At 38.7% G+C, this 25,679-nt stretch carries 24 protein-coding genes; 11 read left to right on the plus strand and 13 right to left on the minus strand.

Annotated features, from left to right (window positions below):
- Positions 1–3: 3 nt before the first annotated feature.
- A complete protein-coding gene (locus tag ACSQ6I_RS08890) occupies positions 4–1,635 on the minus strand; it encodes a DUF655 domain-containing protein (RefSeq protein ID WP_438889997.1) in 1,632 nt (543 codons plus the stop codon).
- A gap of 266 nt (positions 1,636–1,901) precedes the next feature.
- Here ACSQ6I_RS08890 and ACSQ6I_RS08895 point away from each other — a divergent pair, with 266 nt between their 5' ends.
- The gene (locus ACSQ6I_RS08895) at positions 1,902–3,086 is read left to right on the plus strand and encodes a cysteine desulfurase family protein (protein ID WP_438889998.1); all 1,185 of its coding nucleotides are present in this window, start codon (positions 1,902–1,904) and stop codon (positions 3,084–3,086) included.
- A gap of 233 nt (positions 3,087–3,319) precedes the next feature.
- Here ACSQ6I_RS08895 and ACSQ6I_RS08900 read toward each other — a convergent pair whose 3' ends face one another.
- The 3 genes from ACSQ6I_RS08900 to ACSQ6I_RS08910 form a co-directional block, all read right to left on the minus strand.
- On the minus strand, positions 3,320–3,559 hold the full coding sequence (locus ACSQ6I_RS08900; protein ID WP_438889999.1) for a hypothetical protein: 240 nt from the start codon (positions 3,557–3,559) through the stop codon (positions 3,320–3,322).
- 180 nt (positions 3,560–3,739) lie between these two features.
- Entirely contained in the window at positions 3,740–4,294 is a 555-nt protein-coding gene (locus tag ACSQ6I_RS08905; RefSeq protein ID WP_438890000.1) for a phosphate-starvation-inducible PsiE family protein, read from the minus strand.
- Between the two features lie 81 nt (positions 4,295–4,375).
- Positions 4,376–5,374 carry a tetratricopeptide repeat protein gene (locus ACSQ6I_RS08910; protein WP_438890001.1) on the minus strand — a complete coding sequence of 333 codons (999 nt, stop codon included), beginning with the start codon at positions 5,372–5,374 and terminating at the stop codon, positions 4,376–4,378.
- Positions 5,375–5,618: 244 nt separating this feature from the next.
- On the opposite strand from ACSQ6I_RS08910, the gene ACSQ6I_RS08915 reads away from it, so the two are divergent.
- From ACSQ6I_RS08915 to ACSQ6I_RS08925, 3 genes are all read left to right on the plus strand, one after another.
- Entirely contained in the window at positions 5,619–7,661 is a 2,043-nt protein-coding gene (locus tag ACSQ6I_RS08915; RefSeq protein ID WP_438890002.1) for an elongation factor G, read from the plus strand.
- Between the two features lie 313 nt (positions 7,662–7,974).
- The gene (locus ACSQ6I_RS08920; protein WP_438890292.1) at positions 7,975–8,871 is read left to right on the plus strand and encodes a prohibitin family protein; all 897 of its coding nucleotides are present in this window, start codon (positions 7,975–7,977) and stop codon (positions 8,869–8,871) included.
- Positions 8,872–9,290: 419 nt separating this feature from the next.
- Positions 9,291–9,482: a DDE transposase family protein gene (locus ACSQ6I_RS08925; protein WP_438890003.1), complete on the plus strand. Its 192-nt coding sequence runs from the start codon at positions 9,291–9,293 to the stop codon at positions 9,480–9,482.
- Between the two features lie 33 nt (positions 9,483–9,515).
- Here the strand turns inward: ACSQ6I_RS08925 and ctpC are convergent, their stop codons facing one another.
- On the minus strand, positions 9,516–10,799 hold the full coding sequence (ctpC, locus tag ACSQ6I_RS08930; RefSeq protein ID WP_438890004.1) for a carboxyl-terminal processing protease CtpC: 1,284 nt from the start codon (positions 10,797–10,799) through the stop codon (positions 9,516–9,518).
- A 137-nt stretch (positions 10,800–10,936) separates the two neighbouring features.
- Positions 10,937–12,163 carry a (E)-4-hydroxy-3-methylbut-2-enyl-diphosphate synthase gene (gene ispG, locus ACSQ6I_RS08935; RefSeq protein ID WP_438890005.1) on the minus strand — a complete coding sequence of 409 codons (1,227 nt, stop codon included), beginning with the start codon at positions 12,161–12,163 and terminating at the stop codon, positions 10,937–10,939.
- Positions 12,164–12,360: 197 nt separating this feature from the next.
- Between ispG and ACSQ6I_RS08940 the strand changes: the two genes are divergently transcribed.
- Both ACSQ6I_RS08940 and ACSQ6I_RS08945 read left to right on the plus strand, forming a co-directional pair.
- Positions 12,361–12,651, plus strand: a complete 291-nt coding sequence (locus ACSQ6I_RS08940) for a DUF1778 domain-containing protein (RefSeq protein ID WP_438890006.1) — start codon at positions 12,361–12,363, stop codon at positions 12,649–12,651.
- 64 nt (positions 12,652–12,715) lie between these two features.
- Complete coding sequence (locus ACSQ6I_RS08945; protein ID WP_438890007.1) at positions 12,716–13,132, plus strand: GNAT family N-acetyltransferase; 417 nt, start codon at positions 12,716–12,718, stop codon at positions 13,130–13,132.
- Between the two features lie 92 nt (positions 13,133–13,224).
- Here ACSQ6I_RS08945 and ACSQ6I_RS08950 read toward each other — a convergent pair whose 3' ends face one another.
- A complete protein-coding gene (locus ACSQ6I_RS08950) occupies positions 13,225–13,635 on the minus strand; it encodes a hypothetical protein (RefSeq protein WP_438890008.1) in 411 nt (136 codons plus the stop codon).
- On the minus strand, positions 13,635–14,909 hold the full coding sequence (locus tag ACSQ6I_RS08955) for a tetratricopeptide repeat protein (RefSeq protein WP_438890009.1): 1,275 nt from the start codon (positions 14,907–14,909) through the stop codon (positions 13,635–13,637). The genes ACSQ6I_RS08950 and ACSQ6I_RS08955 overlap by 1 nt, the downstream gene beginning before the upstream one ends.
- 147 nt (positions 14,910–15,056) lie before the next feature.
- Here ACSQ6I_RS08955 and ACSQ6I_RS08960 point away from each other — a divergent pair, with 147 nt between their 5' ends.
- A complete protein-coding gene (locus tag ACSQ6I_RS08960; RefSeq protein ID WP_438890010.1) occupies positions 15,057–16,091 on the plus strand; it encodes an isochorismatase in 1,035 nt (344 codons plus the stop codon).
- 37 nt (positions 16,092–16,128) lie between these two features.
- Here the strand turns inward: ACSQ6I_RS08960 and ACSQ6I_RS08965 are convergent, their stop codons facing one another.
- Complete coding sequence (locus ACSQ6I_RS08965; RefSeq protein WP_438890011.1) at positions 16,129–17,010, minus strand: LysM peptidoglycan-binding domain-containing M23 family metallopeptidase; 882 nt, start codon at positions 17,008–17,010, stop codon at positions 16,129–16,131.
- A gap of 202 nt (positions 17,011–17,212) precedes the next feature.
- On the opposite strand from ACSQ6I_RS08965, the gene ACSQ6I_RS08970 reads away from it, so the two are divergent.
- Positions 17,213–18,418 (plus strand): HhoA/HhoB/HtrA family serine endopeptidase, encoded by a 1,206-nt coding sequence (locus tag ACSQ6I_RS08970; RefSeq protein ID WP_438890012.1) that lies wholly within the window; start codon positions 17,213–17,215, stop codon positions 18,416–18,418.
- A gap of 40 nt (positions 18,419–18,458) precedes the next feature.
- Here ACSQ6I_RS08970 and ACSQ6I_RS08975 read toward each other — a convergent pair whose 3' ends face one another.
- The 3 genes from ACSQ6I_RS08975 to ispD all read right to left on the minus strand — a co-directional run bounded on the left by ACSQ6I_RS08975 (position 18,459) and on the right by ispD (position 20,315).
- A complete protein-coding gene (locus tag ACSQ6I_RS08975) occupies positions 18,459–18,803 on the minus strand; it encodes a DUF760 domain-containing protein (RefSeq protein WP_015214169.1) in 345 nt (114 codons plus the stop codon).
- A 102-nt stretch (positions 18,804–18,905) separates the two neighbouring features.
- Complete coding sequence (gene scpB / locus ACSQ6I_RS08980) at positions 18,906–19,451, minus strand: SMC-Scp complex subunit ScpB (protein ID WP_438890013.1); 546 nt, start codon at positions 19,449–19,451, stop codon at positions 18,906–18,908.
- Between the two features lie 186 nt (positions 19,452–19,637).
- Positions 19,638–20,315, minus strand: coding sequence for a 2-C-methyl-D-erythritol 4-phosphate cytidylyltransferase (ispD, locus tag ACSQ6I_RS08985; RefSeq protein WP_438890014.1), 678 nt, complete (start codon positions 20,313–20,315; stop codon positions 19,638–19,640).
- 444 nt (positions 20,316–20,759) lie between these two features.
- Here ispD and pabB point away from each other — a divergent pair, with 444 nt between their 5' ends.
- Complete coding sequence (gene pabB / locus ACSQ6I_RS08990; protein WP_438890015.1) at positions 20,760–22,922, plus strand: aminodeoxychorismate synthase component I; 2,163 nt, start codon at positions 20,760–20,762, stop codon at positions 22,920–22,922.
- A 211-nt stretch (positions 22,923–23,133) separates the two neighbouring features.
- Positions 23,134–24,078 carry a glycosyltransferase family 9 protein gene (locus ACSQ6I_RS08995; protein WP_438890016.1) on the plus strand — a complete coding sequence of 315 codons (945 nt, stop codon included), beginning with the start codon at positions 23,134–23,136 and terminating at the stop codon, positions 24,076–24,078.
- A 50-nt stretch (positions 24,079–24,128) separates the two neighbouring features.
- Here the strand turns inward: ACSQ6I_RS08995 and ACSQ6I_RS09000 are convergent, their stop codons facing one another.
- The gene (locus ACSQ6I_RS09000; protein WP_438890017.1) at positions 24,129–24,617 is read right to left on the minus strand and encodes a CRR6 family NdhI maturation factor; all 489 of its coding nucleotides are present in this window, start codon (positions 24,615–24,617) and stop codon (positions 24,129–24,131) included.
- 544 nt (positions 24,618–25,161) lie between these two features.
- Here ACSQ6I_RS09000 and ACSQ6I_RS09005 point away from each other — a divergent pair.
- Positions 25,162–25,626, plus strand: coding sequence for a Fur family transcriptional regulator (locus ACSQ6I_RS09005; RefSeq protein ID WP_438890018.1), 465 nt, complete (start codon positions 25,162–25,164; stop codon positions 25,624–25,626).
- Positions 25,627–25,679: the final 53 nt, after the last annotated feature.

Below are 25,679 nucleotides of genomic sequence, written 5' to 3' on the forward strand. Positions count from 1 at the left end.
AGATTACCATGTTACACGTTCTTGCCATTTTTCTAAAGTTTTAGCACTAATACCGGGTATTTTTTCTATATCTTGTAAGGATGTAAATTTTTGTTTTTGACGGGCAATAATTATCTTTTGGGCTAATTTCTTACCCACTCCTGGCAGTGTTTCTAATTCTGACTGGCTTGCTGTGTTGAGATTGACTGTTGTAGTGCCTAATTTTCCCAGAGATAAAGGAGTTTGAATTTGAGGACATTTTTTTACTTGTGCATCAATTTTAGCTTGAATATTTGGTGGTAAACCTGGTTTAACTTTGGTGTAAAGACGGTTAAACTCACGTTGATAATGCTCCGCAACTGTAGGATTTTCAATTACCACTAAAGTTTCATCATTACCGTTATTAGCAGCTTCTGACCAATTATGTGAACCTGTAATTACGGTTTTTTTATCAATTAGTGAGAATTTATGATGTAGTAAGTCCCCTTTGGCTAAAATTGTTACTCCAACAGTAGAAATATAATTTTTCCAAGGACGGTTATTAAGTTCATATTTGCAGTTATCACTTAAAGATAAACCCATCATATCTAAAGCTTCACTATAGGGACGATATGCAAATTGGGGTTCAATTAAAGCACGAATTTCTACATTTTCTGCATGGCGCTTTTCTAGGATATTGGCAAGTTTTTGATCGGAAAATACAAATAATGCCATGTCAACAGATTTTGTGGCTGTTTCTAATGTTTTAGCAATTAACCCATTACTACTATTACTCCAAATTTCCCTTGAGGATGTAGGGGAAAAGTGTACGGTAATTTTAGTATTAGTTAAAGTAATTTCTTTGGGTAAACGGACAAGCTTTTTAACTCCAAATTTACTATCTGGTTTTCCTCCTACCCCATCACCCCACATGATGTTAAACTCTTGGGTAAATAAGGTTGCTAATTCAGGACTATCGATTTTTAATAAATTATTGGTATTACCTAAACTGGTAAAATTTGTTAAATCCCCAGAAGTATCACTAAAAGTAAAATTAGCTGAAGTAATCACGACAAAGCGATTATCGACAATTACAAATTTATGATGCATTAAACTGCTGCCATTAGAACCATCAGCGGTATCATCTATCCAAGGAATTTGGGCATTTTGGATAATTACTAAAGCATCACGTTGATTAATTTCTGCTGGTGTGATTTGATTATTTTGGTTGATATCAACAAATTTACGAAATTCGTTATATCGTTCTTGTTCCCTTTTTTCTAGTTTCTGGACTTCATTTGCGGTTAAACTACTCCAAGGACGAGAATAGTTATTTTCTAAAATTATCCTCACTTTAACCCCAGCTTTTTGTTTTTCTGCTAGTGCTTGGGCAATTTTGGGTAAACGCAATTCTTGTACTGCTACATCTATTGTAGATTTTGCTTGGGATATAACATCTACAATCTGTTTTTCTAAATCATCACCTAAGCGGGTTTGTGAACGATATGTTTCTTGATATTTGGAGGATTGAGAATGATTGAAGTAAACTTGAATTAATGGATCTTGGGGTAATGGTGCTAAAAGCTGATTTGAAGACTGGACTTTTTGACAACCGATGAGGGTAAATAGTAATAAAAAGATATAAGATAAATATCTTTGGTGAGGGAAAATAGACACGGTAACCTGCTAAAAGTGAATTCAGGGTTAATGTATTTATTATTCCCCAAAAGGTGTATGTCGAATTATGTAGAATTCAGGAGTAAAACTGGCTTGGTGTCTGGCGTTAAATTTAGATTATGTACTTTATTGATCTGCAATCTGCTGTGTGTAGAAACCTGACTGCGCCAAAAAAGCTAAAAATTCCCTATATACATAAAAGTACTCGTACATGATAATTTCGGCAATATTTTACCAGTGTGTTATCTCGCTCAACTATTAATTTTATGCAAATATATCTAGATTACAGTGCAACTACTCCCACTCGTCCAGAAGCGATCGCTAAAATGCAAGCAGTCTTAACTCAAGAATGGGGTAATCCTTCTAGTTTACACGAATGGGGCAACCGTGCAGCTTTGGTTGTGGAAACAGCGAGAATGCAAGTTGCGGGTTTAATTAACGCTGTCCCCGAATCAATTATTTTCACTTCTGGAGGAACAGAAGCAGACAACTTAGCAATTATGGGTATTGTGCGTAATTACGCTGTTCCCCAACATATAATTATTTCTAGCGTGGAACATTCGGCTATTTCTGAAACGGTGCAAATGTTAAAAATGTGGGGTTGGAAAGTTACCCACTTGGGGGTAGATAGCAAAGGAAGAGTTGACCCTAACGATTTAAAAGCAGCTTTGCGACGGAACACCGTTTTGGTATCTGTGATTTATGGACAAAGCGAAGTGGGGACTGTTCAACCTATTGAGGAATTGGGGAAAATTGCCAAAACACATGGTGCTTTGTTCCATACAGACGCGGTTCAAGTTGCAGGACGTTTACCTTTAGATGTGGAAACTTTACCTGTTGATTTATTGAGTTTATCTAGTCATAAATTATATGGGCCTTTGGGTGCAGGTGCTTTATATGTGCGTCCAGGTGTGAATATCAGACCAGTCTTGGGTGGTGGTGGCCAGGAAAACGGACTGCGTTCAGGGACACAAGCGACACCAGCTATTGCAGGGTTTGGAGTGGCTGCGGAATTAGCGGCAAAAGAGTTAGAGACAGAAAGGGTAAGATTGATAGAATTGCGCGATCGCTTGTTCACTAATTTAGCAGATGTTCCCGGTTTAATTCCCACAGGTGACAAAATTAACCGTTTACCCCATCATCTCAGTTTTTTTCTAGAATATGCAGATGGTGAAAAAATCAGCGGTAAAACATTGGTGCGTCAGTTAAATTTAGCGGGAATTGGAATTAGTGCAGGTTCTGCTTGTCATAGTGGAAAATTAAGTCCCAGTCCGATTTTATTAGCAATGGGTTATTCTCAAACAGCAGCCTTGGGAGGAATTAGATTAACTTTAGGAAAACAGACAACAGCAGCAGATATTGATTGGACTGCGATGGTTTTAAAACAAGTTTTACAAAGACTATTACAGGATTTATACCCATCTAAATCCCTATTTTCAATAAGAGAGTGAACAGTTAGCTTAGAGGATGTTTGAAAATTATCAGAATTGATTGAGATCCACCCAACTCACCTTAAAAAGCCAGGGATAAATTTCTCAAAGTCCCCCTTTTTAAGGGGGATTTAGGGGGATCTACAAGTGTTAGATACCACACGACCAAGTTTTCAAACATCCTCTTAAAAGTTATATTCAAAAATGTCAATGGTGCATTAGCGATAGCATAACGCACCATACAAATTTCAACTTTACATTTTTCCGTGTGCCATCACTTGTTGCAGATGGTGACGAATTTCTTGTGCTTCTTCAATTTCTGACTGACGCAATTTTTGAAACAGTTCTACACAAGGCTGAGAATTAGCTTCTTGTGCATCTTGGATATAACGTTCGTAAGCTTGCACTGCTTCAGCTTTATTGTGAAGTACGGTAATGAAATCGTACTCTAAATTACTAATTGGTAGTTGAGATTGCCCGTTACCAGTAGTCATAAATTTACCCTTTTTAAAGTTTATAATTAATTTATACTCACTCTAAAATAGTCATTCATCTACCTAAAAGCTGAGGGAAAAGTATCAAGGCTGCTAGTGCAGCCTCAAGCATTTATAATTCCCACTTGCTACTTTTATGGCTTGGTTTATCTAGCCAGAGAATGATGTCTGTTGGCTTATTTATGCAGGAGGTTGGTTTTCGTCACAGGTTCGTGAATATCGAAATTCTAGTTCATTTTCCTGTTCTCTACGTCCTTGATGCACAATTGGGCAAAACTTTGTGTTAGCACTCATGCAATCCATGTGTGGTGTTTTCGCACACACTAATAATAGTCCACCCAACATCAACAATAAGCCACAAATTGCTGCTGTCTGTATTCCAGAAATTTCTAGCGCACCGTGAACAACAACTTCTCTGAGAACAGAAACAATTGTTACTTCGACTGCTACACCAACAGCAATACTATGCTCTTGTAAGTAAACCATGAGTAGTCGAAATAACTCAACTAAAATCAACACAAATAACATTTTAGCTGTTACTTGTTTGTAGTCTAGTGACTGGCTAAGAGAAATAAATATTCCCCACAATTGTACTAACATGACTGCAAACAAGGATAAACAGAGGAAAATGACAATTAAGTCTTGGAAGGCCTCCATGTTACGAACAATTGCATGACGATCTAACCAGCGGTCAAAAAATAAAAATCGACTCTTGAAGCGTTTCTGCGTATGCATTTTCATTCCTATTGGGATTCAGACCACACCAGCCAGTTCACCCAATTAACTTATTTTTACGTAAAATTAATGGTTTACGCCTCAGCGTGGTTTGTTATTTAAGTTTTGTGTCTGGATTAACAATTTTTCGGCATTTATTGCCCATTGGGAATTATTCTGAGTTTTATATAAATCTCTGGCATATTGGAATACTTTTACAGCTTCTGAATATTGCTTTAATTGTATAAAAACTAATCCTGCACCATAATAAGCATCAGCATAATTGGGATTTACTTCGGCTGATTTTCTAAAAGCTGCTAATGCTTCGTTAAATTTGCCCTGATTAAACCAAATTGAACCAAGATTATAATGAGACTCTGCATATCTGGGATTTATGGCTATTGCTTTGCTAAAGGCTTCCTTTGCTAATTGAATTTTACCTTGTTGCAAATAAGACATCCCTAAATGATAGGCTGGTTCTGGGGAATTCTGACTATATGTGATGGCTTTTTGAAAAGATGCGATCGCACTCTCCCAGTCTTTTTGCAGTTCTTTCACCAATCCCAAGTTATAATGGGCAAAGCCCAGTTGCGGATCTAGCTGTAGCGATCGTTGTAAATAATCAACCGCTAACTGTAAATTATTCCCTTCTAACAACGCACCTCCTAAATTAGCAAAAGCCGGAGCAAATTGAGGATCTGCTTGCGTCGCTTGATAAAATGCATCTGCTGCTGGTTGCAGTTGTCCCGCTTGTCGCAGTGCTAAACCTAGATTATAATGCGCCGGCGCTAACGTCGAATCTAGTTGAATTGCTTGACGAAAAGCGGTAATTGCATCTTGCATATTTCCCCCCTGAATCGCCTGTAAGCCTCGATTTAACCAATCTAACGCCGCTTGACGGGTAGATTGAGCTAACAAAGACCTAACCCCCCAACCAGGGAAATCCGGGTTAAAGCCTCTTTCCTTGTAGGAGAGAGGTTTTATATTCAATTGAGTTGAGTTGACTGGGGGAGAAGTTGAAATTACTGGACTAATATTTACATTTAGTACCAGCAAACTGACAATTCCAATGAGAGAATATTGTTTTAATGGTAATGTCATAAATTTACTAGATAGAAAATATTGTGACAAACGAATTATTTTACAAAAATTTTAGATTCAGAATAAAACTTAGTACTACTTAAATCTTCTTAAAGTAAATCTTACAACAAGCAACGATTTTTTTATCTTTAGATTAAAAGGAGGATAATAAAAAATTACAGCAGGAATAATTCTCCTGAACCAGAAATGAATTACTCCTGAAAAACACAGAATGCGGTTAAGGGAATCACCGCAAGGAGGATTTATGAACGAAAAAGTAAAATCCGGTTCGCGGAATGTGGCCATTGTTGGCCCTTATTTAAGTGGAAAAACCACTTTACTCGAAAGTTTGTTATTTGTCACCGGAGCGATTTCTCGCAAAGGTAACGTTAAAGATGGTAACACAGTCGGAGATAGCGCCAACGAAGCCCGCGACCGACGCATGAGTGTTGAAGTATCCGCAGCTAATACCGAATATGAAAATACTCGCTTCACATTTATAGACTGTCCCGGTTCAGTAGAATTTGCCCAAGAAACATATAATGCTTTAATGGGAGTCGATGCCGCAATTGTTGTTTGCGAACCGATACGGGAACGTGTACTTACACTCGCACCATTATTTAAATTCCTTGATAATTGGGAAATTCCCCATATCGTTTTTGTGAATAAAATGGATAGGGCAAATATTCACGTTTTAGAAACATTACACGCCCTGAAAGCCGTTTCTAGTCGTCCTTTAGTTGCTCACCAATACCCCATTATGCAAGGGGAACAACTCACAGGATTTATTGATATGGTAAGTGAACAAGCATATCAATATCATCCCGGCGCACCTGCTGATTCTATCCCTTTTCCCGAAGAATTAAAAGTAGAAGAACATATAGCCAGAGCAGAAATGTTGGAAGCTTTGGCAAATTTTGATGATCATTTACTCGAAGAAATTTTAGAAGATATCGAACCTCCCCAAGAGGAAATTCTCAAAGATTTAAAATTAGAATTAGGTGCAGATTTAGTTGTACCAGTTTTCTTTGGTGTTGCAGAACAAGATTATGGTGTCAGACCTTTATTAGAAGCACTGTTAAGGGAAGCACCAGAACCAGAAATCACAAGAGAACGGCGTTTAAGTAAAATCAGCGATACTCCCTTAGCACAAGTTCTCAAAACCTTTTATACTCCCCAAGGTGGTAAACTTTCTTTAGTGCGAGTTTGGCAAGGTACATTAACTGATGGTATTGTTTTAAATGGTGTTCGTGCTGGTGGTCTTTACCGTTTAATGGGACAACAACAACAGCAAATTAATGAAGCTGTCGCTGGAGAAATTGTTGCTTTAAGTCGGTTGGAGGGAATTAAAACTGGAGATACAATTTCTACAGATTCCCAAATGATGGAATTACCAAAAGCTGAACAATTAGAACCAGTTTTTGCTCTAGCAATTACACCAGAAAAACGCAATGATGAAGTCAAACTTAGTGCTGCTATTACCAAGTTATTGGAAGAAGATCCGGCTTTAAATTGGGAACAACATGGAGACACCCACGAAGTTATTCTTTGGGGACAAGGTGAAATACATTTGCAAGTTGCTTTAGATAGATTGCGTCGCAAATATAATTTGCCTATGTCTACTCATTTACCCCAAGTTCCCTATAAAGAAACTATTCGTAAATCTGTAAACTCGGTTCATGGACGCTATAAACATCAAAGCGGTGGACATGGACAATTTGGGGATGTATTTTTAGATATTCAACCTTTACCAAGAGGGGAAGGTTTCAATTTTAATGAAAAAATTGTTGGTGGTGTGGTTCCTAGACAGTACATTCCTGGGGTGGAAATGGGAGTGCGGGAATTTCTCACCCACGGGCCTTTGGGTTTCCCTATCGTAGATGTTGCAGTGACATTAACCAATGGTTCTTATCACAGCGTTGATAGTTCGGAACAGGCTTTTAAACAAGCTGCGCGTTTGGCAATGCAGACGGGTATACCCCAAGCCCAACCGACCTTGTTAGAGCCGATTTTAAAGGTAGATGTGACTACTCCCAATGAGTTTACCTCTAAGGTGTTGCAATTGCTGAGTGGTAGACGGGGGCAGATTTTGGGTTATGAAGGTAGACATGATTGGCCTGGTTGGGATAACGTAGCTGCATATTTACCCCAAGCGGAAATGCAGAATTTTATTGTAGAATTGCGATCGCTCACTTTAGGCGTTGGTTCTTTCCATTGGGAACAAGATCATCTCCAAGAAGTCCCAGAAAAACTGGCTGAACGCATTCTCACTAATGGTAATAATGGCGTAAATAGTAACGGTAAATAGTTAAACCTCCTACCTCGTTCCCTCGTTCCCAGTCTCTGACTGGGAATGCTATCAGGAAGGTTCTACCTTCCGTTTTTTATCTCACGCAAAGGCGCAAAGACGCAAAGTAAAGAGGAATGATAAGAAAAAAATCAAGGTTATTGTGGTAAATAATCTTGATTTAAACATTCATCTGTAGTAAACGGAGAATCTACAGAAACCCAATACAAAAATAACCCCAATTTAAAATCACCTATTGATGACCAAACCTTAAAGCCATGATTATACTTGTATGTTAAGTATATATAACATCTTAACAACACAGGAAAACTTTATGGGCTTTATATTCTCCCTCCTCACCAGTCTCATAGCAAGTCTCATATATCTCCAAACAGGCAAAATTACCAACGCCAAGACTCAAATTGCAGTCCGTGGAATTACCATATTGATTGGTAGTATTGCCTTACTAGCTTCAATTTCCAGACTTTTGGTGATTGTTCCACCAGGAAATGTCGGCATTGTCAACTTCTTTGGTAAAGTTTCTGATAATACCCTTGATTCTGGTGTCCACTTAGTTAACCCCTTTGCCAAAGTTCTCAATTTTTCCACTCGTCTTAAAGATATCAAGGAAAACATAGACACAACATCTCAAGAAGGTTTGAGTTTAAATCTTGATGTTAGTCTTCAATATAGACTTGATCCTCAGAAAGCAGCGATAGTATATACAACAATTGGAACTGATGAAAAAGAATTAATAATTTCCAGATTTCGTTCTACCGTCCGTGCTATTACAGCAAACTATCCAGCTAGTGCAATTTACTCAACACAACGCCAAGAAATAGTTCAAAAAATTGATCAACAACTCACCCCCCAGATAACAAATTTAGGTTTTATTGTTGACCAAGCACTTTTGAGAAATATAAAAATGCCGGATACTCTGCAAACAGCAATTCAAGAAAAACTCAAAGCAGAACAACAAAATGAGCAAATGAAATTTGTCTTAGAAAAAGAGCGTCAAGAAGCTGAAAGGAAGCGAATTGAAGCCAAAGGTGTAGCTGATTCTCAAAAAATTATTTCCGGTGGACTTACTAATCAAGTGTTGCAATTACGCGCAATTGAAGCTACAGAAAAACTTGCTCAGTCTAATAATTCTAAAATTGTAGTTCTTGGTTCGGAAAAGGGAGGAATGCCTATTTTAATCCAGCCAGATTCAGGAACAACAAAACCATAAAATCTTTTTAGATTTTTGCGTCTGTGCGCGAAACCTAATGAATATTAATCATCATTACCGAAAGTCACACAAGGACTGTCAACTTCTACTGCTGGAGTAAAGGAATTACAGAAAATGACAGTAGCACAATTAACCCCAAATTCATCAGGGTGAGTGCATTTCATCTGCATAAAAAAAGCACAGTCTCTACAAAGACTCTGATATGAGATTGGTTGTGAATGAATGGAGTCTGACATCAATCAAAATCCTGAAGAAAAGATAAAACCCACTACTTTGTGTGTTCTGTAGTGGGTGATAGCAGTAACAAACAATGTCGTTCCTATCATCTGTTATTTATGTAACCAATTCAATTGATTAATGTAATAATTGCATTATTATCTTGCATTTATAGTAAGTCAACTACAAATCAAAATTTTCAAATGACAGAACAAAATACACAAACTTGGTATATTGTCAAGCGCAAATCTGAAAAATGTGAAATAGTCCCCAGCCCACAATTCGAGGACAATAACCCAGAAATTATCGAGAAATGGGGGCCTTTTAGTTCAGAAGGGGAAGCTCTAGCTCGGCGTGTAGGACTAATTAGGGCTGGAAAATGCCAACCCATCTAATTTTAGATTTGTTTTAGATTTGAGATTTTGGATTTAATTTGTATTTGTTGGCATGGTATTTTGAGCAGCTTTTTTACCCAAAATTTCTACTGCTTTGGCAAATTGGGGATCTTCTAAAGTAGCCAATTTATCCCGTTCCCGTAACCATAAATTTTCTTTTTGGGCATCGGTTAAATCTACCACTACATCTGGATCAATACCATGCTTATTAATATCTTTACCGCTAGGAGTGTGATATTTGGCAATTGTCACTGCTAATCCTGATCCATCTTCCAAAGGCCGCACAGACTGCACTAAACCCTTACCAAAGGTTTGTGAACCCACAACAACAGCACGTTTATTATCCTGCAAAGCACCGGAGAGAATTTCACTGGCACTAGCTGAACCCTTATCCACTAAAACCACCAATGGTTTAGTTGTCAAAGCACGACCCCTAGCTATTTCCCGTTCTTGCTCACCTTGGCGGTCAATCGTAGAAACAATGATTCCCCTATCTAACCACATCCGGGCAATGTCTACACTGGAGAATAATAAACCACCTGGGTTTCCACGCAGATCCAAAATGTAGCCAGATACTTTTTTAGCTTCTAACTTAGTAATTGCCTCTCTCATTTCCTTGCCAGCATTGGCACTGAATTGATTCAGGCGAATGTAGCCAAGATTACCAGCCGGGGTTTGCTTCTCAGAATACTTGACCGGATGGATTTCAATCCGCGCCCGTGTGATGTTGAACTGTTTTTTCTGACCATTACGCTGAATTGTTAGCCTAACGGGCTTTCCTGGTTCACCACGAATTAAGGATACAGCCTGGTTAGTGTCCATTCCTTGAGTACTTTTGCCATCAATTTCTAGGATCACATCCTTAGCCAGAATCCCTATTTTAAAAGCAGGAGTATCTTCAATTGGGGCAATCACAACCAATTGCTTAGTTTTTTCATCTTGGCTGATAGTGATACCAATACCTGTGAGTTCTCCAGAGGTATCAACTTGCATACTCTTGAATTCCTCTGGGTTCATAAACCGGGTGTAAGGGTCTTCTAGCCTTTTAAGCATTTCCCGGATGGACTTATAAGCTTCCTCTTGATTAGTGTAGGACTTGCTTAAATATTCCTTACGAACAGCCTGCCAATCTACCTGATTAAAAGTGCCGTCTACATATTGGCGATGAACAATCTGCCAAACTTCATCTATCAATTCCTTGGGACTTGCTTTAAATAAAGCCTGACCACGAGAATGAATACCAAGACTAGTAACCGCAATTGTAGAAAGCGTCACTGCCGTAGCACCTAAAACAAGCCTACTCTTTGTAATCACCATAATGACAGCTGTGTCAGAGGGAAAATTTATAGTCAGTATGCCCAATCTAACACAGGGATTAGTAATTGGTGATTGGTAATGGGTAATGGGTAATGGTGATTATCCCCAATCCCCATCTCCCCATCTCATCAGTCCCTTTAAGGTTCAACCCAACGTCCATCTGCCTTAATGAGGTTGATTAACTCTTCTACACCTTGAGCTTCTGGGACTTTTTTAATTTCTTCTCTGCCACGATATAAAGAAATGTAACCGGGAGTTTTGCCGACATAGCCATAGTCAGCATCTGCCATTTCTCCAGGGCCATTGACAATACAACCCATCACGGCAATGTCTAAGCCTGTTAAATGTTTGGTGGCTTCTCTGACTGTGTGTAGCACTTCTTCTAGGTTAAATAAAGTCCGTCCACAGGAAGGACAAGCGACATACTCAACCATTGTTTTCCGCAAACCTAAAGCTTGCAGAATGCTGTAACAGACAGGAATTTCTTTTTCTGGTGCTTCTGTCAAGGAAACGCGAATTGTATCACCGATACCATCTGCTAATAGTGTGGCAATTCCGGCTGTAGATTTAATTCTGCCATATTCCCCATCACCTGCTTCGGTTACGCCCAGGTGTAAAGGATAGTCCATACCCAAGTTGTCCATGCGCTTGGCCATTAACCGATAGGCTGCTACCATCACTGGAACCCGTGAGGCTTTCATGGAAATTACCAAGTTGTGAAAGTCCAAAGATTCACAAATGCGAATAAATTCTATGGCTGATTCCACCATGCCTTCTGGGGTGTCACCGTAGGTAAATAGCATTCTTTCGGCTAGAGAACCGTGATTTACGCCAATTCGCATTGATTTACCTTGATCTCGCAAGGAAACTACGAGAGGTGCTAAAGTTTCGCGGATTTTTTCGCCAATTTCATCAAATTCGTTTTTAGTATATTCAGTGCGGGTAGTATTTGGCTTTTCAAATACATATAACCCTGGATTAATTCGCACTTTTTCAATATGTTTGGCGACTTCCAAGGCGATTTTCATGCCGTTGTGATGTACGTCGGCAACGATTGGTACATCACGGTAAGTTTTAATTAATTTTTGCTTGATTTCCGCCAACGCTTTCGCGTGTGCGAGACTGGGTACTGTGACACGGACAATTTCGCAGCCTATTTCATGGAGGCGACGAATACCAGCAACAGAACCGTCAATATCTAGGGTGTCTTCATTAATCATGGATTGCACCACGACGGGGTAGCCTCCCCCAATGGTGACATCTCCTACTTTGACTGCGCGGGTTTTGCGGCGTTTGATAGCTGTATCAAAGGCAGGTTCAGTGGATGTGGTGTTGATAGTTTCAAGAGTTGGCAGCGTTTGCATAATCTAAACAGGTAGATTTTCTGTAGCTAAAATATCAGATTGCAAGGGGTTCTGCTTCTCAGATTGCCACAGTTGGGGCTGTTTTGGGTGATGGATTGGTGAAAAAAAGGAACATCAGTTACATCATTTTATGTATTGTGGTGACAAAATGACACCTTAGCGTTAAAATGGAGTTCCATACACATCCAAAATCAGCTATGTCTTCCACTTCTTCTGTCAATGATGCAAGGGTGACAGCAAGGATTTCCTCTCAGGTAAAGGAAACTTTGGAACAAGCAGCAGCCCTATCTGGAGCAACTTTAAACCAGTTTTTGGTTCAGTCAGCCCTCAAAGAAGCTCACAAAATTCTAGAAGCAGAACGGGTAATTAATTTATCCCAACGAGATGCTGATACAGTTTTTAGCCTAATTGAAAATCCTCCTGAACCTAATTCAGCTTTAAAAGCTGCGGCTGTTAAACATAAAGAATTTTTCCGTGAAAATTATTGAACTTCTGAATAAATCCCATAATCGCGAAAGTTTTAATTGTGGAAATGAGATACTAAATCAATTTTTGACACGCACCGCACGTCAGCATATTCAAAAAGGGATTTCTCGCACTTTTGTTTTAGTTGAAACGGAACAACCTAAAACCATTATTGGCTTTTTTACTTTGTCTATTTCTGAGGTACAAACCGAAAAGTTACCGCCACAACTTGCTAAAAAATACCCTACAAAAGTTCCCGGCGTTAAACTTGCGCGGTTGGCTGTCACCCAAGACTGGCAATATCAAGGAATTGGTGAAATTCTGATGATTGAAGCGATGAAACGGGCTTTAGTAATTGCTGAAAATGCGGGAGTAATTGGTTTATTTGTTGATGCTAAAGATGAGAAAGCGAAAGCTTATTATCAACGTTATGGTTTTGTTAGTCTATTGGATAATACTTTAGAAATGTTTTTACCTCTAGAAACTATTAAACAACTATTTTGAGGTAAATGAATAAAAAAGCAAATACCCAATTTATCGAATAAATTGGGTATATTATTCACAGCATTGTTTTTGGCTATCTGAAATTTTGACTGCTATAATTCCATAATTTTCTGGTTCAAAAAATTAACTGTTTCTTCATCTTCTATTTGAGCAAAGTTTTTTGCAGCATTTTCTAATAAAGTTTTAGCTTCTTTTATTTCTCCCTGCTGTAACTTAATTTCGGCTAATTCCCATTGAATTGTTCCTAGTTTTACAATTAGGTCATTTGCTTTTTCATTGTTTGGAGGAACTGCTCCACAAAAAGAACTTAGAGAATATTGATCATCATCACTTACTTCTTTGACTTCTAGAGGATTTGCATCACAAATCACTTTTGCACTCCCACTTTGGATAACTAATAGTTCACCAAATTTCAACTTTCTAGGGGCAATAAATTTAACAGGAGCTTTAGGTGGTTTTCTTATTTTTACATTACCTGTAAAAGATATAATTGTCGCAGACATTATTTTTCTCCTTTCTTTAAAGTTTCCGAATATTTTTTAGCAATGTTTATCCATCTGTCTATTTCTGGTAACCGGGGATTACCTTCAGCATGACACAAGTCATATTCTTCAGCTATTTTTTGTTGATTAACATTGGATATTTTTTTATTTTTAAACTCTGCAACCAAAACTTCAGCCAGTAAGCAATGAACAGCACCATCTTTATATTTCTCATCATTGGGTAATTTATTATAGTAAACAATTGAGTCATTTAATCTTCTTCTTGTTTCTTTGTAATCTCTCTGCTGAAATCTTGACCAAGCAAAATTTTTATATAGTTGATATTTCAATAAAATAGTTTCCATTGTTTCATCTTTATTTACTTTCTTGGTCAAAGACTCTAATATATGGAGAATAGAAACAGCTTCATCTGGTTTTTTTTCTAATAAATATAACCTTGCTAACCGATTATATGCCGTTAATACTTTTCCCTGGACTGCTAGACGGTATTCACTTCTAGCTTTTTCTAAATCTTGTAATTGTTCATAAATAAATCCTAATTGATTGTGGGCTATAGAATTGTCTGGATCGAGACTAATAGCTTTTTCATATTTAGAGATAGCCTTATCCCAATCATCATTTTTATAATCTTGAGATGCTGGTTGAATGTACCAATGTTCAGCTATGGAAGGTAGTCCAACTTTAATTGCAAATAAAAATCCTACTAGTAATAATGAAATTACCAATTTAGCTTCTGCCAAAAAATATGCCGGAATTAGCATTTTAGATAACATTTTTTCAATGACTATTTTTCCGGTTGCTGTTAATACTCCTCCTGCTGTAAATAAAGTTAAAACACTAGGAAAAATTGTTCCTAAAGCACTACCAAATCCTACTCCACCCCCTAAAAATCTTGTAGAAATATCAACTAATAAACTCAATGATGCAGTTAAAGAAGCAATAGTTAAAGAGTTCCATAGCCAATCATTTTTATCAAAACGATGACTTTCTGGTTTTAAAAACCACCACCAATGATTAACAGGTATTTCTAGACTATTACGCCATGTATCTAATTGTGCTTTTTGATTAATTTTATTTGCTTGTTTTTTTAAGCGTTCATCAAATTCAAATAATTTCAACAGAATGTCTGCTGGAACATCTGTTTTGTCAGTTAATAATTTCTGGATGCGATCGCGCACCAAAAAAACTTGTAAAATTTCTTTAGGTAATACTTTGGTAGATTCTTCTAAAATCTGAAGTTCTTTTTCGTACTGGTCAATTAGTAGCGTTAACACAGCAAAAGCATTAAACTATACTTACTAAGGTTTCATCAGAATACCTGACAGAATTAAAATTATCAAGTATCAGGTTACTTTTCTTAACATTGGCTACTGCGGTTTTCCACTATCCAAACCTATCTGTTACCAAGTTTTAATACACTTATGACTACCCGGATCCAACTCCCCATTCCCGCACACTTCAACCCTGCAAAAGTAGGTGCAGTATGGCGTGTACCTTACCAACAACGTGCGGCTGAAGCGGAAACATTTGCAAAACAACAAAATATCTCACCAGCAGCTTTAGATAAAACCCGCATTTGTCTATTATTAATTGATGTCCAAAATACCTTTTGCATTCCTGATTTTGAATTATATGTAGGTGGACAAACTGGAACTGGTGCAGTTGATGATAATAAAAGATTGTGTGAATTTATTTATCGCAATTTGGGAGTAATTACAAAAATTGTTCCTACGCTGGATACTCACTCAGCGATGCAAATATTTCATCCTATTTTTTGGATAAATGCAGATGGGGAACACCCAACACCAGCAGCTACTAACATTACACCCGCAGATATAGAAAAGGGAATTTGGCAAGTTAACCCAGCAGTTGCTAATAGTGTCACTAATGGCGATTATGAATTATTAAAACAGCAGGCTTTTCATTATGTAAAACAACTTAGCCAAAACGGGAAATACCCATTAACAGTTTGGCCTTATCATTCCATGTTAGGGGGAATTGGTCATGCTTTGGTTTCATCAGTAGAAGAAGCGATATTTTTTCATAGTATTGCCCGTCAAAGTCAAACCCAATTTGAATTAAAAGGTGAAAATCCTTTAACTGAAAATTATTCTATTTTACGTCCAGAAGTTTTAGTAGGTTTTGACGAACAGCCAATTGCTAAAAAAAATACAAATTTAATCAAACAACTTTTAGAATTTGATGCGGTGATTATTGGTGGACAAGCTAAAAGTCATTGTGTTGCTTGGACAATTGATGATTTATTAACAGAAATAAAGCAGGTAGATAGCACCCTAACAAATAAAATCTATCTACTCGAAGATTGCACTTCTCCTGTTGTGGTTCTGGGAGTAGTTGACTATACAGAATCAGCTAATGCGACATTTGCTAGATTTGCTGAAGCGGGAATGCACATTATTAAATCAACGGAACAATTGGTAATTGGTAATTGGTAGTTGGAAAACCTTTTATCCAGTTCCCAGTCTCCAAGACTTATTTTGTGAAATAAGCTTTGGGATCTTTTGCTTCCCAACCCAGGGAACCATTAAAACGCATTTCAAAATGTAGATGGGGTTCTCTGGAAGTTGGTGTTCCTGTAGTGCCGACAGTTCCAATTGTTTCGCCTGCTTTAATCATTTGACCCAAAGTGACATTTATTGTCTCAAGTTGGGCGTAACGGCTCTGATAGCCGCCAACGTGGTTAATTATTACTAACTTGCCATAACTACCTTGATCTTTAGCAAATACTACAATGCCTGGTGCGATCGCTTCCACAGAAGTACCCACTGGTGCTACTAAATCGACACCACTATGAAAAAAAACTTTACCTGATGTCGGTTCTATTTGCCAACCATAAGCTAAGGCTACAGTTGTCCCATTCGGTAAGGGATAACCTGTTATTGTTGCAGATGGTGCAGTTTGTGTAGGAGAAGCAGCAATAATACGATTAGGTGATGCTATCACTCCAGGAACAACTGGCACAAAAACAACTCTAGGGTTTTGTTGGCAACCATTAATCTCAAACAATGTATCTGGACGGACTTTGTACCTAGCGGCGACTTGTCGCCAAGTTTGCTCACGAGGTACTTCTACGACAGTTCCATTGAAGGGAGGAATCTGAAGTTGAGTACCAGCTGCGACTGTACCGTTGTTTACTGATGGATTCATGTTGATGATTGTTGCTGGCATCAGCTTGTAGCCCTGTGCTATGCTCTCCACAGTTTCGCCACGAGTAACTTGATGGCGTTGGATACGAGATAGGGCAGGAGTTTGACAACTGGCTGCATTGGCACTTTCCGGTTGTAGGAATGTGGAGATTAGTCCGAAAGTGCTAACTAAGCTACAGAGAAACATGGAACGAAAGGGAAAACTCATGTCAACAAGTCCAGAGATCGCTAATTCTAGATTTTAGTTGGGTAATTGTAAAGATGGGGTAATTTTTTTGCTTGACTGGAGGTGATCCCCAATTGTGTAGTCAAAATGATATAAATTCATCTTTTCAGTTATCAATTGCTTGACTACACTTAGAAATTAGTAACTGTCTTTCTGTCAGCTTAATTATTCTTAATTAATTAATATGAAGTTATCTGTGAAGCAACTGGCCGTTTATCTGAGTTTGGTGGTGGTTGGCGGTGGTGCAGGTGTTTTTGGTAGTCGATATTTCGTGCCATACAATCGCTCGTTTCAAGAGCTAAAAAATGTCACTGCCGCTTTACCTCCAGAATCTCTTACTGCTTATCCTGCTCAAGGAGTGGGAAATGCTGTTGGAGGTGATAATGTAAATTTTATTGCTGCTGCTGTACAGAAAGTAGGGCCTGCGGTTGTACGAATTAATGCGACTCGCAAAGTGGCAAATCCGATTTCTGAAGCTTTGAAAAATCCCCTGTTTCGTCGTTTTTTCGGGGAGGATGAAGAACCAATTCCCCAAGAAAGAATTGAACGTGGTACAGGTTCAGGTTTTATTTTGAGCGAAAATGGGGAATTATTGACTAATGCTCACGTAGTAGCAGATACAGATACAGTGCTAGTTACCCTTAAAGACGGTCGGACTTTTGAGGGCAAGGTGGTAGGAGTTGATACGGTGACAGATGTAGCAGTGGTCAAAATTCCGGCTGATAAGTTGCCTATAGTTAAGTTAGGCAATTCTCAAAACTTAATTCCTGGTCAATGGGCGATCGCTATTGGCAATCCTTTAGGTTTAGATAATACTGTCACTATTGGCATTATCAGTGCCACAGATCGCACCAGCGCCCAAGTTGGTGTTCCCGATAAACGCGTTAGCTTTATCCAAACGGATGCAGCCATTAACCCTGGTAATTCCGGTGGACCCCTCTTAAATGCTCAAGGTGAGGTAATCGGTGTTAATACCGCTATTCGCGCTGATGCTCAAGGACTCGGTTTTGCTATCCCCATTGAAACTGCTGCTCGTATTGCTAAAGAGCTATTTACCAAAGGACGAGCAGACCACCCTTTTTTAGGGATTGAAATGGTAGACCTTTCCCCTACGAAAAAACAGCAGTTAAATAAGGAAGATAAACTTAACATTCAGCCAGATGTTGGGATTGCGATTAAGAAAGTTCTGGAAAATTCACCAGCACAGCAAGGAGGAATACTCCCCGGAGACGTGATTCAAAAAATCAACGGTAAACCAGTGAAAATTGCAGCCCAAGTCCAGAAGATAGTTGATTCTAGTACAGTCGGTGACGTTCTCGAAATTGAAGTCAACCGCAAGGGCAAAACTCAAACCTTTAAAGTCATATCAGGAACTTATCCTCAAAAGTAGTGAACAGTACAGGCGCATTTTATAACGTCTGTACCATTGACTATTGATTAGACAAATGCTCTAATTGCATCCTTTGTTCCATCTGACGCAAAAAATACCCCGTCATCATTGCTGATGCTAACAGCCCCGCTAAGTTATCCCGGTCTGTAGTAATTTGGACGTTAAAACTTTCTGCTGGGAGCATTCCGACTAGCCCTTGGACGTTTTGGGAAATGATTTGTTTAATTTCCGGGCTAACAGACTGGGCTACACGGGCTAAGACTTCGGGAGATTGATGCTGTAAATATTTGAGTAACTGATTAGGGTTTTCCCCGAAGTGATCGTTCAAAAGCTGATTAGGGTGTTGCTCAGAGTTGTCATTCAAAAAGTCAGGATCAAACACCATTGGCAATTTCTTTTAGCTTAGTTGCTAATTCTACTTTAAACCATAGTACAAGCCTAACGCATTTTTCGCAGGTATTAGGAGTCAGGAGTCAGGAGTCAGGAGTCAGTACTCACTACTAGGTACTTCTAACTCTAGTTCTAGTTGTTGTTCTTTTGCGGCTGTGGGGAATATTTGGGGGAGTTGATCGATTTGAAAATATTGGTGAAATTTCGGTGTGATTTGTAATGAATACGAACGAGAATCGCTGTCTCGGCGTTTGCGAACAAAACCCAATTCCACTAGTTCGGGAACGTGTTGATATACTCCTGAACCCCGGAGTTCAATCAAGTCGCTTTGCAGAATGGGACTGTTAAGAGCGATCGCAGCTAAAGTCCGCAAAGCTCCTACACCTAATTCTACAGGTATCAAAGTTTGTACTAAATCATGAAAATCTGACCGTACTTGTAAACTGTAACCATTTGGGTTTTCTACGACTTCTAAGGCGCTATCTCGACGGGCATAATCATCCATGAGTTCAATTATCCCTTCTTCGGCTGTAGCGCGATCGCACCCAGCATATTCGGCAATCTCAGCCAAAGACAAGGGTTTCCCCTTTAAATAAAGGATTGCTTCTATTTTGAGGGCTATAGGTATATTTTTTTTGGACATTATGAAGCAGGAGGCAGGAGTTCAGGAGTCAGGAGTCAGGAGTCAGGAGTCAGGAGGCAGGGGGCAGGGGGCAGGGGGCAGGGGGCAGCCCTTCGGCTTCGCTCAGGGCAAGGGGGCAGGAGAAGAACAATACTCTCCTCTATCTTTCCAATTACGAATTACGAATTACGAATTACGAATTACGAATTACCTATTACTGAGGATAAATTCTGCCATCGCTAAATCTTGGGAAGTGGTAACTTTCAAATTAGTCTCCTCTCCCATCACTATATGTACTTCAATACCGCATTTTTCAAATAAAGCCGCATCATCCGTGACTTCCCACCCTTGACGTACACCCTCAGCATGACATTGTTTTAACAACTCCACATCAAAACCTTGGGGAGTTTGAGCCGCCCAAAGTTGACTTCGGTCTGGTGTACTTTGAATTATGCCACTTTCATCAACAATTTTAATTGTGTCTTTCACAGGTACAGCGGCAATTAACCCACGATAATGGCGAATAGCTTCAGCACAAGCATTCAGTAAATCAGGTGTAGCTAAACACCTAGCACCATCATGAATTAATACTTGTTGAGCATCTGCTGGTAATGCCTGCAAGCCATTGTAAACTGACTCTTGTCGGGTAGAACCACCGGGAATAAATTCAATGGGCTTTGATATTTTTAGATTAGCTATAATATCTTTAAAATCTTCCCAGTCATGAGGTTGAGAAATAATTCCAATCCAACTAATAGAACTCGCAGCTTCCGCAGCTAACAAAGTCCAAGCAATCAGGGATTGCGATCGCACTTGTAATAAAAGTTTATTGCGATCTGCACCCATTCTTTTACCACTACCTGCGGCAGGAATTAATAAATACACAACATTTCTCCAAAAGAGGGAATTAGGAATTAGTAATTTTTATACTCTACTGCTTTTTTTTGCGTTGCATAGTTGTCAATATTCAGCCGGCAAAGTCCACAGATTTTTGTCCAAATGATTTTTTCTCTTGTCAGAAATCCGGGTTAGACCTACTTGAAATACAAGTGCGTTGCAGCGATTGATTATTATGTAATTAAAAATACAACTTTACGCTTAAGGGATTGATAAATCATTTATACTTAAAGTATCTTCCTGGCTGTATGGTTAAACTTTCTTCATTCCATTTAATTAAACCTTATTGATGTAATTGCTTACCCTACTGGAAGCAGACTCTGCCCTTGTTGTTGCGTTCGTGGTAGCGTGCCGGAGGCATCAGCAACATTATATATATTTGCTGTTGTTTTTTTAGACATCCTCATAAAAATATCTAATCAATAAAAAAATATGCAAACACTAATTGTTGATAATTATGATTCTTATACCTTCAATTTGTACCAGATGATTGCTGAGGCAAATGGAAAATATCCCTTAGTAATTCGTAATAATGAAGTCACCTGGGATGAATTAAAAAAAATTGCCTTTGACAATATTGTGATTTCTCCAGGTCCAGGCCGCCCAGAAAAGTTGGAAGATTTTGGAGTTTGTCGGCAAATTATTAAAAATAATATAGATGTTCCTTTATTGGGAGTTTGTTTGGGACATCAAGGGCTTGGCTACCTACATGGTGCTAAAGTTATTCATGCACCGGAAGTTAGACACGGTAGACTAAGTAAAATTTATCATCATGAATCTGAATTATTCCAAGGTATTCCTAGTCCATTTTCTGCGGTGCGATACCATTCTTTATTAGTTGCAGATGAATTACCTGAGTGTTTAGAAAAAATTGCGTGGACTGAAGATGGATTGGTGATGGGATTACGCCATCGGTATCTGCCCTTTTGGGGTGTACAGTTTCATCCTGAGTCTATTTGTACAGAATATGGATCAACATTATTAAAAAATTTTAGAGATATTACACTACAATTGTCAAAGAAATTATCAATAAGTTCAGAACAACAATATTATCCAGGATATCAATCTCTTTATTCTTCTGTTGATGACATCTGTCAGCAAAAAGAGAAGTTTGAACTTCATACCAGAAAGTTGGATATTTGTCCGAATACAGAACAGATATTTGTCCATTTATTTCAGGAAGCACCAAATAGCTTTTGGTTAGATAGTAGTAGAGTAGAACCGGGTCTGTCTCGCTTCTCATTTATGGGTGATGGCAAGGGGAAAAACAGTTTATTGGTACGTTATCATACTCAAACTCAAGAACTGATCATCACGCAGTCAGATAGCGTTACTCGTCGTACCGAAAGTATTTTTGAATTTCTCAAACGGGAAATTGGACTCCGAAGTTGTCAAACTGATGAGTTACCTTTTGATTTTAACTGCGGATTTGTGGGTTATTTTGGTTATGAACTTAAAGCAGAGTGTGGAGCAAAATTAGTACATTCTTCACCATTGCCAGATGCAATTTTTTTACTAGCCGATCGCATGATTGCTATAGATCACCAAGAACAGTGTCTTTATTTGTTGCAATTAGTCAAAATAGGACAAACAGAAAAATCAGAAACTTGGTTTGATGCGACCCAACAACAACTGGAAAGTTTGAATATTCTTCCTCCCTTTGTAGCAAAGGGAAATGGTGAACCAATAAAGTTTTATTTAAGTCGTTCTTACCAAAACTATATTAATGATATTCGCCATTGTTTAGAGGAAATTCATGAAGGGGAAACCTATCAAGTTTGTCTGACTAATCAACTTCACACTGATATCAGCCCTGATCCATTAACATTTTACCGCCGATTACGGCAGATTAATCCCGCGCCATACTCTGCGTTTTTGCGGTTTGGTGAGATAGCGATCGCCTGTTCCTCTCCAGAACGATTTATGCAAATTGATCGCCAGGGGTGGGTGGAAACCAAGCCCATTAAAGGAACGCTACAACGAGGAGAAAACCCCGAAGAAGATTTTAGTCTACATGAACGACTGCGAAACAGCGAAAAAGACCAAGCTGAAAATCTCATGATTGTGGATTTGTTACGTAATGATTTAGGACGAGTCTGTGAAGTAGGTAGCGTTCATGTACCAAAATTAATGGATGTAGAAACTTACGCCACAGTGCATCAATTGGTGACAACTATCCGTGGACATTTGCCATCAAATCTCCAAGCCGTAGATTGTATTCATGCAGCATTTCCAGGAGGATCGATGACAGGAGCGCCCAAGATTAGAACTATGCAAATTATTGACCGAATCGAACAAGAAGCACGGGGAGTATATTCAGGAGCGATCGGCTTTTTGGGATTGAATGGTGCAAGCGATTTAAATATAGTTATTCGCACTGCTATTTTCACTCCTGATGGAACTTCTATTGGTATTGGTGGTGGTATTGTGGCGCTTTCTGAACCAGAAATGGAATTTCAAGAAATATTACTAAAGGCTAAAGCATTAATCCTGGCTATGGTGATGACGATGCACGGTACATTTGAGGAAAACCTATATAGTATCTTGGGAGTGGAATTAAAAACTTCAGATAATTATGAAACATTAATCGTGTAATCAGAGTTCAGCTTCAACCTGGTCTGTATTGTATTAGTCTATATTGTTCTAAGTGGTATGCAGTTATTGTTACCTCTTTTCCTAGAAATTGGGCAGAATTACCCTATCTGCCCCTACTCAAGAACAGCCTGTCGGATGTAGCAATCTTAAAGTAAAACGATATTACCTATATTCCCTTAAAATAAGGAGCGAGTAAGCGTCAATAAATATTATGCGTGTAGTAGCCCTTGTACCTGGTGGAATTGGCGATCAAATTCTCTTCTTTGCCACCTTAGATGATCTAAAGCGTGATTATCCCCACGCTCAAATAGATGTCATTGTCGAACCCCGGTCAAAGGCTGCCTACCGAGTGAGCAAATCAGTTCACGAGGTATTAACCTTTGATTACAAAGATCGCAACAGTCTAGCAGATTGGGGTAACTTGGTAGGCATGATGCGCGATCGCGAGTATGATGTCGCCATTACTGTCGAACCAAGCTGGTTTGTGGGTTTGTTACTTTGGTTGACGGGAATTCCCACACGCATTGGCTATAAAGGCAAAGGTGCAGGTTTTCTCACTAACACTGTATCTTTAAACACATCCCAATATTTAGCGGCAATGTATCATGACCTATTGCAACCTTTGGGTATTAACACACCTTGCCCAGATTTAGCAGTAAATGTACCCAAATCAGATCTGGAATGGGCGCAACAAGAACAAAAACGCTTAGGGGTACATGAAACAGGTTACATCCTGATATCTGGTGGTTCTGGCAATCGTTCAGACACAAGTTATCCTGTAGCAAGTTGGCAACAAATTATTCAAGATTGTCAAAATAAACAGCCTAATTTACCAGTGATGGTAATTAAAGAGGCTGGTGATGAGCAATTTGTACGCTCACTTCAAGAATCTTGTCCAGATATCAAAATAACTTCCCCTGATGATATTGGCAAATTAACTGCCATAATTGGCGGTGCAAGTTTAATGCTTTCTATTGAGAGTGCGCCACTACAACTAAGTGTAGCCGTCCAAACCTATACTATCTCCCTACTCGGTTCTACAGATCCAGGTAAGTTGTTACCAAAAAGTGATAAGTTCCTAGCGATTAAATCCCCCACTGGAAAAACGGCAGATATCCCACCTGCGATCGTTTTAGAAAAAATTTGGGGTGGTTGATAAAGCGTAGGGACAATTCATAAATTGTTCCTACAGAAAATTTCGGACTGTTACAACCTACTCTTTTCAATCATGTCAAAAAAAGTATCTTCTAATTCATAACCCAGGATTTGTGCTAAAGACTTGAGCCGGAATTGAGTGGGGATGCTTTGCTGTTTTAGCCAATCACTCAAAATAAATATCTTGTGCATCAAAAAGATTTCTAAGGCTTCAGGATTGTACTGTATCCCTTCTTTAGAACTAAATTGATGGGGTACTAGCATGGCTGTGTAACGGACAAATTCTCCCGCTTTCCAGTCCAGTAAAAATGGCAACCAAGGATACTTGGCATCAAGACGCACAAACCACAACCGTACCTCTGGTATTTCTGAAAGCTCTCTTGGATCATTTGCATCCCGTGTGTAGTTAATCTCAAAGCACAATTGCTGTTCCTGAGATGTAATGGATTCTTCTTGCAGCAGTGGTTCAATTACCGTTAATGCAGGTGACAAATCCAGATTGTTAATGGAGTCGTTATTGAGGGCGATTGTGATTGTCATTGACTGATTGCTGCTTTCTTGGTTTTTAAACAGTAGAATCGAGAATCCACAGTACCAGTTTTTAGCACTTGACGCTACTATCTATTGAGTTGAAGTGCAGTTCATCACTTTTTTATCTACTAATTGTTACTCATAAACTATTGATCATTTAATTTACTTGTACAAAAAGTACACCTACCCTCACCTGGACATTTACGGCATTTGTAAGCTAAAGTTGTAATGACTTTGTTTTAGAGTTAGGATTTAACATCATAACTGCCAATCAACTGCTAAGTAAGTTGGCACAATAAAACCGAGGTATGTGTAGTTTTGTAAAAGCAGTGAAATGACCTAATTATCAACGTATTTGTTAATGTTACATTTCGTTATATAGGTTGATTTTTTAACGCCAACTTACTTAAACTTGCTTAAACCTATGTTAACTAACGTTCTTAACAGCAACAACATAGGTAGAAGCAAAAAATTTTGTATTTAATATCCTGGCAGAGAAAAATCAACAATCGTCATTGAAAAGGAAAACCATCCCGATAGTTAAAACTGAAATATGCAAAAACAAGCTATTTCTACGAGACCAATTCGTTCCTTAGAAGATGCTATAGATCGGTGTCAATTGCTGGGTATGCGTGTCAGCCGTCAGCGCCGTTTTATACTAGAGCTATTATGGCAAGCAAATGAACATCTTTCTGCTAGAGAGATTTATGATCGCTTGAATCAACAAGGTAAAGAAATCGGACACACTTCTGTTTATCAAAATTTAGAAGCGCTATCCAGTCAGGGTATTATTGAGTGTATTGAACATTGCGACGGGCGTTTATACGGTAATATTAGTGATGCTCACAGTCATGTCAACTGTATAGATACAAATCAAATTCTCGATGTGCATATAGAACTACCGTCAGAGTTGATCCACCGAGTTGAGCTACAAACAGGAGTGAAGATTACTAGCTATACTGTTAATTTTTTTGGACACCGTAACTCACAAGAAACAGTACCGATTAACGAGTGCTGAGTACCGAATACTGAGTAGAAAGTTAAATACAGAGAGAATTTAGTTTTTTTTAC

The sequence above is a fragment of the Anabaena sp. WFMT genome (genome assembly GCF_051781005.1).
Classification (GTDB): Bacteria; Cyanobacteriota; Cyanobacteriia; order Cyanobacteriales; family Nostocaceae; genus Anabaena.